The 13516-nt window shown below is 43.1% G+C and carries 12 protein-coding genes and 1 other annotated feature; of the genes, 8 read left to right on the top strand and 4 right to left on the bottom strand.

Features of this window, described 5'->3' with window-relative positions; translation table 11 throughout:
- The first annotated feature begins 1 nt into the window (after window position 1).
- Window positions 2–346 (top strand): 30S ribosome-binding factor RbfA, encoded by a 345-nt coding sequence (gene rbfA, locus GSF08_RS07850; protein ID WP_160625259.1) that lies wholly within the window; start codon window positions 2–4, stop codon window positions 344–346.
- A gap of 213 nt (window positions 347–559) precedes the next feature.
- Here the strand turns inward: rbfA and GSF08_RS07845 are convergent, their stop codons facing one another.
- The 3 genes from GSF08_RS07845 to plsY form a co-directional block, all read right to left on the bottom strand.
- Window positions 560–2917, bottom strand: coding sequence for a cation-translocating P-type ATPase (locus tag GSF08_RS07845; RefSeq protein WP_160625258.1), 2358 nt, complete (start codon window positions 2915–2917; stop codon window positions 560–562).
- 105 nt (window positions 2918–3022) lie between these two features.
- Window positions 3023–3670, bottom strand: coding sequence for a YczE/YyaS/YitT family protein (locus tag GSF08_RS07840; RefSeq protein WP_160625257.1), 648 nt, complete (start codon window positions 3668–3670; stop codon window positions 3023–3025).
- A complete protein-coding gene (gene plsY, locus GSF08_RS07835) occupies window positions 3661–4260 on the bottom strand; it encodes a glycerol-3-phosphate 1-O-acyltransferase PlsY (protein ID WP_249805960.1) in 600 nt (199 codons plus the stop codon). The genes GSF08_RS07840 and plsY overlap by 10 nt, the downstream gene beginning before the upstream one ends.
- 134 nt (window positions 4261–4394) lie before the next feature.
- Here plsY and parE point away from each other — a divergent pair, with 134 nt between their 5' ends.
- The 3 genes from parE (at window position 4395) to GSF08_RS07820 (ending at window position 9999) form a co-directional block, all read left to right on the top strand.
- Window positions 4395–6326 carry a DNA topoisomerase IV subunit B gene (parE, locus tag GSF08_RS07830; protein ID WP_160625256.1) on the top strand — a complete coding sequence of 644 codons (1932 nt, stop codon included), beginning with the start codon at window positions 4395–4397 and terminating at the stop codon, window positions 6324–6326.
- On the top strand, window positions 6326–8818 hold the full coding sequence (gene parC / locus GSF08_RS07825) for a DNA topoisomerase IV subunit A (protein WP_160625255.1): 2493 nt from the start codon (window positions 6326–6328) through the stop codon (window positions 8816–8818). The genes parE and parC overlap by 1 nt, the downstream gene beginning before the upstream one ends.
- A 533-nt stretch (window positions 8819–9351) precedes the next feature.
- Window positions 9352–9999 carry a hypothetical protein gene (locus tag GSF08_RS07820; RefSeq protein ID WP_160625254.1) on the top strand — a complete coding sequence of 216 codons (648 nt, stop codon included), beginning with the start codon at window positions 9352–9354 and terminating at the stop codon, window positions 9997–9999.
- 99 nt (window positions 10000–10098) lie between these two features.
- Here GSF08_RS07820 and GSF08_RS07815 read toward each other — a convergent pair whose 3' ends face one another.
- The gene (locus GSF08_RS07815; RefSeq protein ID WP_160625253.1) at window positions 10099–10581 is read right to left on the bottom strand and encodes a GNAT family N-acetyltransferase; all 483 of its coding nucleotides are present in this window, start codon (window positions 10579–10581) and stop codon (window positions 10099–10101) included.
- Window positions 10582–11082: 501 nt separating this feature from the next.
- Window positions 11083–11157: a sequence feature (ribosomal protein L21 leader region), on the top strand.
- Between the two features lie 15 nt (window positions 11158–11172).
- Between GSF08_RS07815 and rplU the strand changes: the two genes are divergently transcribed.
- Genes rplU through obgE form a run of 4 tightly spaced genes read left to right on the top strand, consistent with a single transcriptional unit; the run spans window position 11173 to window position 13421 of the window.
- Window positions 11173–11484: a 50S ribosomal protein L21 gene (rplU, locus tag GSF08_RS07810; RefSeq protein ID WP_160625252.1), complete on the top strand. Its 312-nt coding sequence runs from the start codon at window positions 11173–11175 to the stop codon at window positions 11482–11484.
- A 1-nt stretch (window position 11485) separates the two neighbouring features.
- Window positions 11486–11803, top strand: a complete 318-nt coding sequence (locus GSF08_RS07805) for a ribosomal-processing cysteine protease Prp (RefSeq protein ID WP_160625251.1) — start codon at window positions 11486–11488, stop codon at window positions 11801–11803.
- A 3-nt stretch (window positions 11804–11806) separates the two neighbouring features.
- Window positions 11807–12091 carry a 50S ribosomal protein L27 gene (rpmA, locus tag GSF08_RS07800; RefSeq protein WP_160625250.1) on the top strand — a complete coding sequence of 95 codons (285 nt, stop codon included), beginning with the start codon at window positions 11807–11809 and terminating at the stop codon, window positions 12089–12091.
- A gap of 43 nt (window positions 12092–12134) precedes the next feature.
- Window positions 12135–13421 carry a GTPase ObgE gene (gene obgE, locus GSF08_RS07795; RefSeq protein WP_160625249.1) on the top strand — a complete coding sequence of 429 codons (1287 nt, stop codon included), beginning with the start codon at window positions 12135–12137 and terminating at the stop codon, window positions 13419–13421.
- The last annotated feature ends 95 nt before the right edge of the window (window positions 13422–13516 follow it).

Here is a 13516-nt window from a genome sequence, read left to right as displayed (position 1 = left end):
CATGACGATGAAAAAAGATAAAATCGCCGGTATCATTCAGAAGAATGTTTCAGAGATCATTCAGTTTACGCTGAAAGACCCCAAAATCGGTTTTATCACAATCACTGATGTAAGTGTCACCGGAGATTTGTCCATTGCAACGATCTTTGTGTCCTTTCTTGGAAAGGAAGAGCGTGCCGATGCCGGGATGAAAGCATTGGAGAGAAGCAAAGGCTTTATTCGCAGTGAGTTGGCGAAACGCATGACGATCCGAAAGGTTCCAGAACTGAAATTCAAAATTGATCATTCTTTGGACCGCGGTAATCATATTGAAGCGATTATCCGGGATATGCATAAAGGTGAATAAGCGAAAAAGCATCTGACAGTATGTCGGCTGCTTTTTTTTGCATCGGACAGGACGCAGCAATCGTATGAATGCTGTAATTGTTGCTTACATATAGGTCTTGTAAGATTGTATTTGCATAAAAAACTAAAAATGGATGATTCAGGATAAAGAAAAGGCCGTTACCTGAAATAAGGTAGGTAACGGCCCTTAAATGAGTTTGAAATTTTGTTTTACCTACTTGGTTGCATTCTCAAGTATCGCATTGATTTTCTTAAAGGAGTTAAAGAAGCGATGCAGAACATCCATAAAGATCGGAACAACGATAATTCCTCCCAGCAAGCATAGAAAGGTGAAGAGATCCAGCCTTACAAGAGAGAAAATATCAGGGAACAGGCAGACACATCCAATGAATAAGCACATCATGCTGTAAAAGATCAGTGCGCGTTTTTTAGTAAATGGATCGCATACCCGACGCAATACACAGAGGCCGCTCACACCGGTCAAAATAACGCTGAGCGTTGATTTTACTGATTCCGGATAGTGGAATACCGCAGCGAAAATATTAACTGCTAAGATACTGGCAAGCACAGTAATTGCACCGGGTATGGCCCGCGACATGACATTGATCAAAAAGTTTCCCTTTACCCGATTATGGTTTGGTTCCAGTGCCAGAAAGAAGGAAGGAATACCGATAGTCAGAGTTGAGATTAGGGTAAGCTGAATTGGCATAAATGGATATAGACTGTTTAAAAAGAGTGTTACCAAAGCCAAAACCGTTGAGAAGGTGGTTTTTACCAAAAATAGGGAAGCCGCCCGCTGGATATTGTTGATGACCCGACGGCCTTCCAGTACAATATGCGGAAGATTGGCAAAATTGGCATCCAGCAGAACCAAGTTCGCAACGTTTTTTGCCGCCTCGCTGCCCCCCGCTACGGCGATTGAACAATCAGCTTCTTTTAAAGCCAATACATCATTTACTCCGTCTCCTGACATGGCAACAATATGTTTATCCTTTTGAAGCGCAAGGACCATCGCTTTTTTCTGCTGCGGTGATACACGGCCAAATACGTTAAATCGTTTCATGGCATCCGCAATATCTGATTCTTCCAGGGTACTGGCGTCGATTGATGTACAGTTTTCCATGCCTGCCTTTTGAGCAATGGCCTGCACAGTTATCGGATTATCACCAGAAATGATTTTTAAATCTACTCCCTGGCGCTTGAAATAATCAAGTGTATCCTTTGTTTCAGGCCGAATTGGGTCACTCAGTAATAAGAATGCAATTGGCTCTAAATCCTTTGGAATATCGGTATTATGAATTGCCTGGCAGCTGTGGGCCAGGGTCAGCACACGGCTGCCGCCTGCTGCGTATTGCTTGATCTGCTTTTCCAAGACAGGATTCTTGGGTACATGCATAAATTCATAAGCACCTAAGATATAGGTTCCGTAATTTTCAAAAGTAACCCCGCTGACCTTTCTTACGCTGGAAAAGGGTAGAGTTTCCAACATTCGGTAGGTAGAGGAGACACCGTATTTTTCACGGATTGCATGAAAGGTGGAATTGTCATCCTTCAGGTAGTATCCAATATTTTGTAATATTTCTGCTATCGGTTCCTCACCGAGTGAAATTATTTCTTCCAAAACCATTTTTCCTTGGGTCAGGGTACCGGTTTTATCAAGACATAGTGTATCAACACGAGCCAAGGTTTCAATGCAGTATAGCTCCTGAACCAAGGTCTTGCGTTTCGCAAGATTGATGGTACCGACCGCTAATGCAACGCTGGTTAACAGCACCAAGCCTTCTGGAATCATTCCGATCAAGGCACCGGTTGTGCTTACGATTGCCTGTGCCATCGTGTAATGTGAGATAAAATATTGTTTGGCAAACAGCAGGATACCGAGCGGAAATATGATGATGCTTATGATTTTTAGGATATAATTGATCGCATCACGCAGCTGAGAAGGGTGGCGGCGCATCGTTTTGGCATCAGACATGATCGTGTAGGAAAAGTTCTCCTTGCCGACATGCTCCACGCGAGCTGCCGCATTGCCGGAAATGACAAAGCTGCCGGAGTAAAGAAAGTCGCCGGGCTCTTTGGTAATGATATCGGATTCCCCGTTTATCAGAGATTCATTTACCTCAAGACGGCCTTCTAAAACAACCGCATCACTGCATATCTGATCGCCGCTGGCCAGCTTCATGATGTCATCCAGCACCAGATCTTCAATATGCACAGCTTGATCCATACCATCGCGAATAACATGAATTTGGGTCGAGGTGATCAGGGACAGCTTATCCAATGTCCGCTTTGCCCGTATTTCCTGAAAGATACCGATAACGATATTGGATATAATCACTCCTAAAAACAATAAATTTTTATAAGAGCCGACAAAAATAATCAGACCGGCTAAAATTGCATTGATCAGATTGAATAAGGTGAAAACATTCCCCTTGATAATATCCTGATAACTTTTTGTGGTTTGTACAGTCTGTTCATTATAGAGACCCTCCGCTTTGCGCTTTGCCACTTGTCCGGATGAAAGTCCCTGCTGACAATCTGCGTTAATTCGTGTATGTGTGTGTTTATCCATAGCCGACATTCCTCTCTTTACCATTATTATAACAGCTTATACAGAGAATCAATCTTACAATTTTTTAATATAAAGGAAACCATTTGTAAGATCCATAAAAAAACGTCAATCGTTTTGTAACTGACGTTTTTTGGTAAGCATTATATAGTAGCGTTCAGCGATTCGAAAACAAAAATCAATGGCCGGTCCGAAGCAGAGAATCATAATGACGGAGCCAAGGCCGATCGGTCCGCCGCTTAGAAAACCGAGCAGCAAGCCTAATGATTCACTGCATATTTTTGCTTTGGTTATACTGATGTGGAAGCGTTGGCATAGACTCAGCATAAAGTAATCAATGGGATTGGGCGGCAGTTCGCTGACCAGATAGATTCCTGCACCGACGGAGATAATGACAATAGCACTCATGAAGACGAGAAACTGATAGGTAATGTCATGGATCTGCAGCGGCTTGAAAATCATCATCCATACATCTACACTGATACCGATCACAATCGATGTGATAAACGTTTCGAAGCGGGGACGCTCTTGACGCAAAATTCCACCCATTAAAATAAAGCAGGCAGCACAGACATTCATCCATGTGCCGATTGTAAATCCAAAATGATATTTGAGACCGATATTGAAAGCATCCCATCCGCCAACTCCAAAGTTGGAAATGATACTGACGCTGATGCCGAAAGAAATCAGGATCAGACCAATCAGAAAAAAGGCGATGCGAACCGGCATCATATCAGTACGATGCTTTACATCCATGTGATCTTATTTTCCGTATGTGAGCGGATTCGCGCGATGTTGGCACGATGCCGATAAATTACCAGAAGGGTTAACAGCAGTGATGCAGCGGTAATAGCCGGATCATGCTGCATGATGAGAATATAGACCGTACTGGAAACGGCGGCGACCATGCTGGATAGGGAAACCATTTTTGAAAGCTTCAGCACAGCGAGAAAAAACAAGAAAGGAATTACCACGTACCAGGCGCTTTGAAAGGTGAATATGGCCGTTGACAGTAAAAATCCGAACATGGTTGCCACGGCTTTGCCGCCGCGAAATCCGGCAAACAGCGGATAACAGTGTCCGATTGCTGCCGCAAGCCCTGCCCAAATGGAGGCTGCCGCATCAAACTGGGCGCTGATAGCTACTGCCGCTACAACCTTTAAAACATCTAAAGTGATGGTTGCGATTGCGGCCTTTTTGCCGAGCACGCGGCCGGCATTGCTGCCCCCCAGATTGCCTGATCCGAATTCTCTGACATCCGTATGGTAAAAGACTTTTCCGATTACTAAAGCAAAAGGAATGGAGCCTAATAAATAACCGATTACTATTGCGTAAATAAAATACATAAATATCACTCCTGTGGGTTTATTTTACCATTTTTCGAAGGAAGAAAAAAGAGTTTTAGAACCGTTTGGAATTTTGATTGATTAAAAAAATCAGTTTTGGTAAAATAATAAGAGTGATTAATTGGAGTGATGGTATGGCTGAAAAAGCGTATGATGCGAGTAGTATACAGATTCTGGATGGATTAGAGGCGGTTCGTAAGCGTCCCGGCATGTATATTGGAAGTACCGATAGCAGGGGACTGCATCATTTGGTGTGGGAAATTGTAGATAATTCCATTGATGAGGCATTGAACGGACATGGCGATACGATTAAGATAACCATTGAAAAGGATGGTGTGCTCTGTGTCGAGGATGAAGGACGGGGAATGCCGGTAGCCAAGCATGCCAGCGGAGTAAGTACGCTGCAGGTTATTTTTACGGTTCTGCATGCCGGCGGCAAGTTCTCAAGTGAGGGCGGCTATAAGACCAGCGGAGGACTGCATGGCGTTGGTGCCAGCGTAGTGAATGCACTTTCACGATGGGTAGAGGTTACCGTGTGCATTGCTGGAAAGATGTATCAGATGCGCTTTGAAGACGGCGGAAAGAAAATTGGCAAGCTGCAGGAGCTGGGCAAAACGAGCAAAACTGGAAGTAAGGTTCGTTTCCTTCCGGATGATCGAATTTTCAGCACAACGAAATTTTCCTATTCCATGATTGCTGAACGAGCCCGCGAAGATGCTTTTCTATTAAAGGGGCTGCGGCTGATTTTGAAAGATGAACGCAAGGATAAAGAGCGGGAAGAAACATTTTGTTATGAAAATGGTTTGGAAGCCTTTATCGAATATTTGCATGAGGATAAGCAGGTTTTTCATAAGCCGGTATCCTTCAGTGGTATTATCAATGATATTAAGGTGGACTGCGCGTTTCAGTATACCGATGAATATCAGGAGAATATGTTTTCCTTTGTAAATATGGTAAGAACCAAAGACGGCGGTACGCATGAAATCGGTGCCCGCAGTGCTTTCACTAAAGTTTTTAACGATTTTGCCCGCCGCAATGGTCTCTTAAAGGAAAAGGATAAGAATTTTGACGGCAGCGATGTCCGGGAAGGCTTAACCATTGTATTGTCGCTGGGCGTACCGGAACATCTGCTTCAGTTTGAGGGACAGACCAAAGGCAAGCTGGGAACCAGTGAAGCGAAAACGGCGGTGGAAAGTCTGCTGACTGAAAAATTGAATTTTTATCTGGAGGAGAACAAAGAGCTTTCCACGACCCTGATTAAGAAAATGTCCCGAGCTTTTCAGGCCAGAGAAGCAGCGCGCAAGGCCCGTGAGGATGCCCGCAAGGGAAAATCAAAAGGAAAGAGTGAGAAGATTCTGTCCGGCAAGCTGGCAAGCGCTCAATCGAAGGACGCACGTAAAAAAGAATTATATCTGGTCGAAGGTGATTCTGCCGGCGGCAGTGCGAAACAGGGAAGAGACAGCCGTTATCAGGCCATCCTGCCGCTGCGCGGTAAAGTGCTGAATACCGAAAAAGCCAGTCTTGCCAGTATCGAAAAAAATGAAGAGTTGAATACGCTGATCCATGCATTGGGAGCCGGGGTTGGGGCCAGCTTTCAGGCAGAGGATGCCAACTATCATAAGGTGATCATCATGACCGATGCCGATACTGACGGCGCCCATATTCAGACCCTGCTGCTTACCTTTTTTTACCGTTATATGCGGGGACTCATTGAAGCGGGCATGGTATACATTGCGCTGCCGCCGCTTTATAAGCTGGAAAAAGGCGGGCAGATTCAGTATGCCTGGACGGATGAGGAGCTCGACGAAGTGCGCAAAACCTTTCCTAAGGGCTTTCGCTTACAGCGTTACAAAGGTTTAGGTGAAATGAATGCAGATCAGTTGTGGGAAACGACGATGAATCCGGAGACCCGAACGCTGATTCAGGTGAATATTGATGATGCGATGACAGCAGAACGCCGGGTATCGGTGCTGATGGGTGATAAGGCGGATGTCCGTCGTGATTGGATCGAAGATAATGTATCGTTCACTCTGGAGGATAGCTTTATTATGGAGGTGAAGCGATAATGGCAAAACGGACAGTAAAAGAAGAAGTGCATGAGCATATTATTCCTTCACCTTTAGAAGATATCATGGGTGACCGTTTTGGTCGATATTCCAAGTATATTATTCAGGATCGTGCTTTACCGGATGCCCGTGATGGGTTAAAACCGGTACAGCGACGTATCTTATATGCCATGTACCGCGATGGTAACACCGCTGAAAAGGGTTATCGAAAGTCTGCGAAAACGGTAGGACTGGTAATTGGTAACTATCATCCGCATGGGGATACTTCGGTATATGATGCGATGGTGCGCATGTCCCAGCAGTGGAAGATTCGAGAACCGCTCATTGATATGCAGGGAAATAACGGTTCGATCGACGATGATCCAGCAGCGGCTATGCGATATACCGAGGCCAGACTTGGTAAAATAGCGGCTAATCTGCTGGAGGATATTGATAAAGATACGGTCGAGTGGGCGCCGAATTTCGATGATACGGAAATGGAGCCGACGGTGCTGCCGGCCCGTTACCCACACTTATTGATCAATGGTATTTCCGGGATTGCGGCAGGATATGCTACCAACATTCCGCCGCATAATCTGAATGAAGCAATTGACGCAACCATCTATCGCATCACCAATCCGAATTGTGAATTGGATGAACTGATGGAATACATACAGGGGCCTGATTTTCCCACTGGAGGAACCGTTCAGGGCATCGATGGCATCCGCGATGCGTTTTTGACCGGCAAGGGCAGAGTCATGATTCGCTCCAAGGCTGAAATCAGTGAAACTCGTACCAATCAGCAGATTATCATAACCGAAATCCCATATGAAGTGGTGAAATCCAATCTGGTCAAGAAAATGGATGATATCCGTTTAAACAAGCGTATTGACGGCATCATGGATGTCCGCGATGAATCTGACCGTACCGGTTTACGAATTGCGATCGATGTGAAAAAAGATGTCGATGCACAATTGATTCTGAATTATTTATATAAGAATACCGATTTACAGATTTCGTATAACTATAACGTGGTTGCGATTGTCAATAAACGGCCGGAGCAAATGGGACTATGTGCGATGCTCGACGCTTTTATTGCCCATCGCTATGAGGTGATAACGCGCCGTTCCCGTTATGATTTGGATAAGAAAGAAAAACGCTGCCACATTTTAGAAGGCTTGATGAAAGCAATATCCGTTTTGGATGAAATTATTGCGTTGATTCGTGCTTCCAAGGACAAGGCGGATTCTAAACGCCGAATTATGGAACGGTTCCAATTCAGCGATGAGCAGGCAGAAGCAATCGTAACGATGCGCTTGTATCGTCTGTCTTCAACCGATATTACGCAGCTGAAAGAAGAATATACGCAGCTGGCGAATGAAATCGAGGCATTGAATGATATTCTGTCAGATGATCATGTTCTGCATAATGTGATGATTCAGGAACTAAAGGCCGTAAAAGCGGAATTTCCAACGCCGCGACTGACCCGCATCGAACATGAAATTGAAGAAATTGTGATTGAAAAAGAACAGATGATCAATCAGGAACAGGTCATGATTACAGTTTCCCGTGATGGATATGTGAAGCGGGTATCCTTGCGTTCTTACAGTGCGAGCGAGCACCTTCGCACCGCCCTCAAGGAAGGTGATGAGCTGATTGGATACAGCGAGGTCAGTACCTTGGATCAGCTGTTGTTCTTTACCACCCAAGGTACTTATGGATACGTTCCGGTATATGAGTTAGATGAAGCAAAGTGGAAGGATATCGGCTCACACATCAATAACCTGGTGAAAATGAGCAGTGAAGAGAAAATTCGTGATGCTTTTGTCATTCGAGATTTTGCGACCTACGGTTATATTGTAACCGTCAGTAAGCTGGGAATGATCAAAAAAACCTTGGTTTCGGATTTTAAAGTATCGAGAAACAATAAAACGATGACAGCTATGAATTTAACCGCTGGCGATGAAATTGTCGGAGCTTTTCTTGCTTATGACGGTGATGAAATTTTATTGGCGAGTCGTCATGGGTATGTAAGCCGCTATCCGATCTCGATGGTTCCGGTAACCGCGCCGAAATCAAAGGGTGTCAAAGCGATGAACCTCATGGAAGATGAGATCAGTGCCGCGACGATTTATGACAAAGAAGGATCGTTTTTGATTGCTGGTACTGACAAACATGCTTTCAAACGGATCAAACTAAGTGAAATATCTATCACCAATCGACCTGCAAAGGGAAATATGATCTGTAAGAAAGTAAAAAGTAATCCGTTCACGGTAACGGATATTCGAATCGGTGATCTCAATGATGAAATCCACTTTATGAATGAACAGCTTCATGAATATAAGGTAAAGGATTTCTCTTTAATGAGCCGTGAGTCTACCTTCAGTGCTCCGCTGCCACTTGACAGCAGCTGTTATTTACTGAAAGGTATCCGTTATATTGAGAAACGGGAAGCCCCGGTGATTGAAGAAGCCAATGAGGAAAAGTTTGAAGAAATTAATTTTGATATCTAAAATGATTGGTAGAAAACAAATCTAAAAAGCACATTAAAATGATAAGATCTCTCCAAAGTAGATAACGTAAAAAAGTTGGAAATGAATGGAGAGATCTTTTCTAATGGGAGGGAAAGGCAGTTATACGTATAAATAGTAGATTTATACTTTATAGTAGTTTACTGAGAAAAATGATATAAAAAATAACATTTCATATAAAAAAAGCGATCATTCATGCGTGAAAACAACCATTCATGCATATAGTCTTGTCCCTTTTCTATATACTGATAAAATATATTATATAGAAGAACAGTTAGGTGAAAGGAGGGATGAAAATGTGTAAGCAATATAGAGAAAAGGGTGTGTTGATCTTGCCCCATTTTAAGTTTTCTTGTGATACATAGAATTCCATGTAAAAGTGCTTGAAAAAAGCTATTAGGAGGAGACATAATGAAAACAATATATCGCATACGATCTATTTCTGTAATGAGTGTGTTAATCATAACATTTGTACCTACATCAGTTAAGGCATCTAATGGAATTCGTGTGTCATTATGAACAGTAAGCGATATTTTCAAATTGTATGCATCTGTTTTTCCTTCTTGCTTGTCGCGTGTACGTACTCGAACAAGGATGTAAAAGAGGATCCTTCTCCTGCTACTTCCGCAGCGGTGCTGGATTTTGGTGATTTTAAACTAAATGGTTTACATGGTAAACGATATGAAGCAACTCAATCTGTAAAAACAGATCAAATTATAATTATTATTTATGATAACAAAGAGGAATATCCTGTAGATACTTATATTTATACAAAAAGCAAGAATCAATTCATCAGAACCCATCAAAAAAATTTAGATTTCGTTAGGGTCATCAGTGAATATGCAGTCACCTTGAATCAGCATTACGAAATAGAAACATGTGAATTACAATATATCGTTTTATCGAATTCGGCATGTAAGTGGATGAATGATGCCGATCCGGTGGTGGATCAGATTTCCACAAGCAATATGTATCCTACAAGGGATGTATCAATAAATATGGCAGGAAGTATTGGCAGTGCTGATGAGCGAATCATGAAGATAAATGAAACACTGGAAAAAAAGAAACAATGGAAATTGGATACATCAGATGAACATAAGCTGATTTACTATTCTTTTGAAGATGAAATCGGTTTTACGCTTTTAAGTGAAAATCTCGAGTAAGAGTATGAAAAGGTTATGTTTAAATAGAGATAATAAAAAGCTGAACGAACATGAAGCTAGCTTCGTTTCAGCTTTTTTATGTAGGGTTGTCGATATGAACTAGAACGTCAAGCGCATATCGTACCAGACAGCTTTGCCGTGCGTTGAATTAGACAAGCCCTCTTTTACAAATCCGAATTTTTCATAATAGTGGATCAGCTGCTCCTTACAGGTCAGGATCAAGCCCATTCGGTTCTGCTTGTGGGCATCTTCGATTGCACTGTTTAATAATACTTCACCGCATCCGCGGCAGCGATATTCAGGAATGGTATCCAATCCGAAGATCAGTTGCCACTTTCCGTTTTCATCATGCATTTCCCCGTGATCAAACATTACATCGAGCAGATGGTCTTCATTACTGACCATTCCGTTTGCGAAACCGATTAGCCGGCCGTTGTCTTCCAACAGCCAAAAGTGATTTGCATAGTACTGCAAACGATTTTTAATTGATGCGAGGGATGCCGCTTCCGCGGCAGGGAAACATTCTGCCTCTACTTCGGCTATCGCTTTTGCATCATCGGGTGTTGCATATCTAATTTCCATGAAGTAACCTCCTTATTGGCGTATTTATGTGAATTTCAATATTTTTAGTAACCGAAGACTGATTAGTATATTTATTTTATCATCCTTTTTGTTGTCCATCAAACTTATATCGAGATTTTATACTAGAATCAAGAGGGTATCACAATGAATGGGGATGAGCAAATCAAACAGCCAGTAAAGCAGATGCGTTTGTGATTGATCCAATTTCAGATGAGAATTTGACTTAGCATAAAAGGGTTTCTGAATCATGATATGGTTATCCTGAAAAATTTGATTGTCCAGGGGAATTTTATTATTTTTTTGCTTGAATGCATTGCCGTTTCAATACCGCGCGCGGATGGTTCATCGATTCGTACTATCATGTTGTTGAAGAATCATGGAAATGTGTAAAAAATGAGATGACACTAGGAATCTTTTCGATTTTACAAAGCTTTTAAAACATGATAAAATAATTGACGTACCATATGATTTATGGTATCATGACAACGTTGTATGTCCTTTTGTGACTTACAACCGCTCAAACAAGGCAATAAGCATGCTAAAGCATCACCTTGTATGGCGAGTCTTAGGTAAAAAAAAGGAGGTGCGCATATGTACGCAGTAATCGAAACAGGTGGAAAACAGATCCGTGTTGAAGTTGGATCAACAATTTACACTGAGAAATTAAACGCTCAGGAAGGTGAAACAGTTGAATTTGACAAAGTTGTAGTTTACTCAAACCGTACAACTCGTGTTGGTACTCCATATGTTAAGGGAGTTAAAGTCAGCGCAAAAGTTGAAAAGCAGGGTAAAGGCAAGAAGATCACAATCTTCAAATACAACAGTAAAAAAGGCAGTACCCGCCGTAAACAGGGTCACCGTCAGCCTTACACAAAATTAACAGTAGAAGCTATCGAGGCTTAATATGATCACTGTGAGCGTAGTACAAAGCGGTGATACGATTCATGCGATCGATATCGAGGGACATGCAGGCTCTGCCGCACACGGTAAGGATCTGATATGTGCCGGGGTTTCTTCCATTGCGGTAGGAACGCTTAATGCTTTAGATATGCTTGTCAAAGATACATGCCGCTGTGAAATGCAGAAGGGATGTATTCATATTGAAGTATCCAGTCATGATCAGGCGCAGACTCAGCTGATTTTAAGAACCATGCTGATTCAGCTTGAAACCATGCAGGAGCGTTATCATCAGTATATCCAAATTCAAATACAGGAGGTGTAACCAATGAAATTCGTATTAGATATCCAGTTATTTGCATCGAAAAAGGGAGTAGGTTCTACGAAGAACGGCCGTGACTCTCATTCAAAACGTTTAGGTGCAAAATTAGCTGATGGACAGTTTGCAAGTGCAGGCTCAATCATTTACCGTCAGCGCGGTACGAAAATTCACCCAGGCACAAACGTGGGTAAAGGTGGAGATGACACATTGTTCGCAAAGGTGGACGGTGTTGTAAAATTCGAGCGCTTAGGTAAAGACAGAAAGAAAGTTTCTGTATACCCGGCAGCCTAAATAAATCCCCGTTTGGGGATTTTATTTTTTAAAGGAGGCTATTATGAAATTTATTGATCGGGTAAAAATACATATTAAAGCTGGTAAAGGCGGTGATGGCATCACAGCCTTTCGCCGGGAGAAGTACGTTCCGTTGGGCGGACCGGCCGGTGGTGATGGCGGACGCGGCGGAAATGTCATTTTTGAGGTGGATACCGGTAAGACGACGCTGCTAGATTTACGTTATCAGAAAAAAGTAATCGCGGAAAATGGCGGTAATGGAAAAGTGAAAAAGATGCATGGTGCAGATGGCACGGATACGATTGTTAAGGTACCGCAGGGAACGATCGTAAAAGATGCTGGCACCGGCGCAATCATCGCTGATCTGACCCGCCCTGGGCAGCAGGCAATCATCGCCAAAGCAGGCCGCGGCGGGCGTGGAAACTTCCATTTCAAATCCAGCCGCAACAGTGCTCCTCAGTACAGTGAGCGCGGTGAGCCGGGAGAAGAAAAAGATGTACAGGTGGAATTGAAGCTGCTCGCGGATGCTGGATTGGTAGGCTTTCCTTCGGTAGGAAAATCAACTCTGCTGTCAGTGGTATCAAAGGCTCGTCCGGAGATCGCGGAGTATCATTTCACGACGATATCACCGAATCTCGGCATGGTACAGGTACCGGATGGCCGCAGTTTTGTCATGGCGGATTTACCGGGGCTCATTGAAGGAGCATCCCAAGGCAAAGGGCTGGGTCACCAGTTTCTGCGTCATATCGAACGCTGCAGGGTCATCATTCACGTCATCGATATGGGTGCTAATGATGGCCGCGATCCGATTGAGGATTATGAAATCATCAATAAGGAATTGGCTGAATATGAGTATCGGCTGATGGAACGTCCGCAGATCGTCGTTGCGAACAAAATGGATTTGGAAAATGCGGCAGAAAATTTGAAACGTTTTAAAGCAAAGTATCCGGATATTGATGTCTTTGAGACAACGACGATTATTGATGAGGGTTTGGATGCGGTTCTATATCGCACTGCTGATCTGCTGGCAGTAACCCCTGAATTTCCGATCTTCAATGAAGATGATACGGAAGCAACCGGCGTTTTATATAAGTTTGAAGAAGAAAGACCACAGTTTTTTGTCCATAATCTGGGGAATGGACAGTGGCTGGTGGACGGCGACGGCATCGAGCGTACCTTCCAGATGAGTCGAATTGACAGTGACGAGGATGCGATGCGTTTTGCTCGTAAAATGCGTAAAATGGGTATAGATGAAGCGCTTCGCGAAGCAGGCTGTCAGGATGGGGATGTTGTGACCATCTGTAAAGTTGAATTCCAATTTGTTGAATAAGCTTTAAAAGCATCGATTTGAGAAAGAAGTTCTGTAATACCTTCGGGTTAACGGATCGGTTATTTTCAAATTCAGATGCTTTTTTTCTTGACTTC

Source organism: Copranaerobaculum intestinale (genome assembly GCF_009831105.1).
In the GTDB taxonomy this organism is placed as follows: domain Bacteria; phylum Bacillota_I; class Bacilli_A; order Erysipelotrichales; family Erysipelotrichaceae; genus Copranaerobaculum; species Copranaerobaculum intestinale.
The sequence above is the reverse complement of the archived record's forward strand: the minus strand, read 5'-3'. Positions and strand labels throughout refer to the sequence as shown.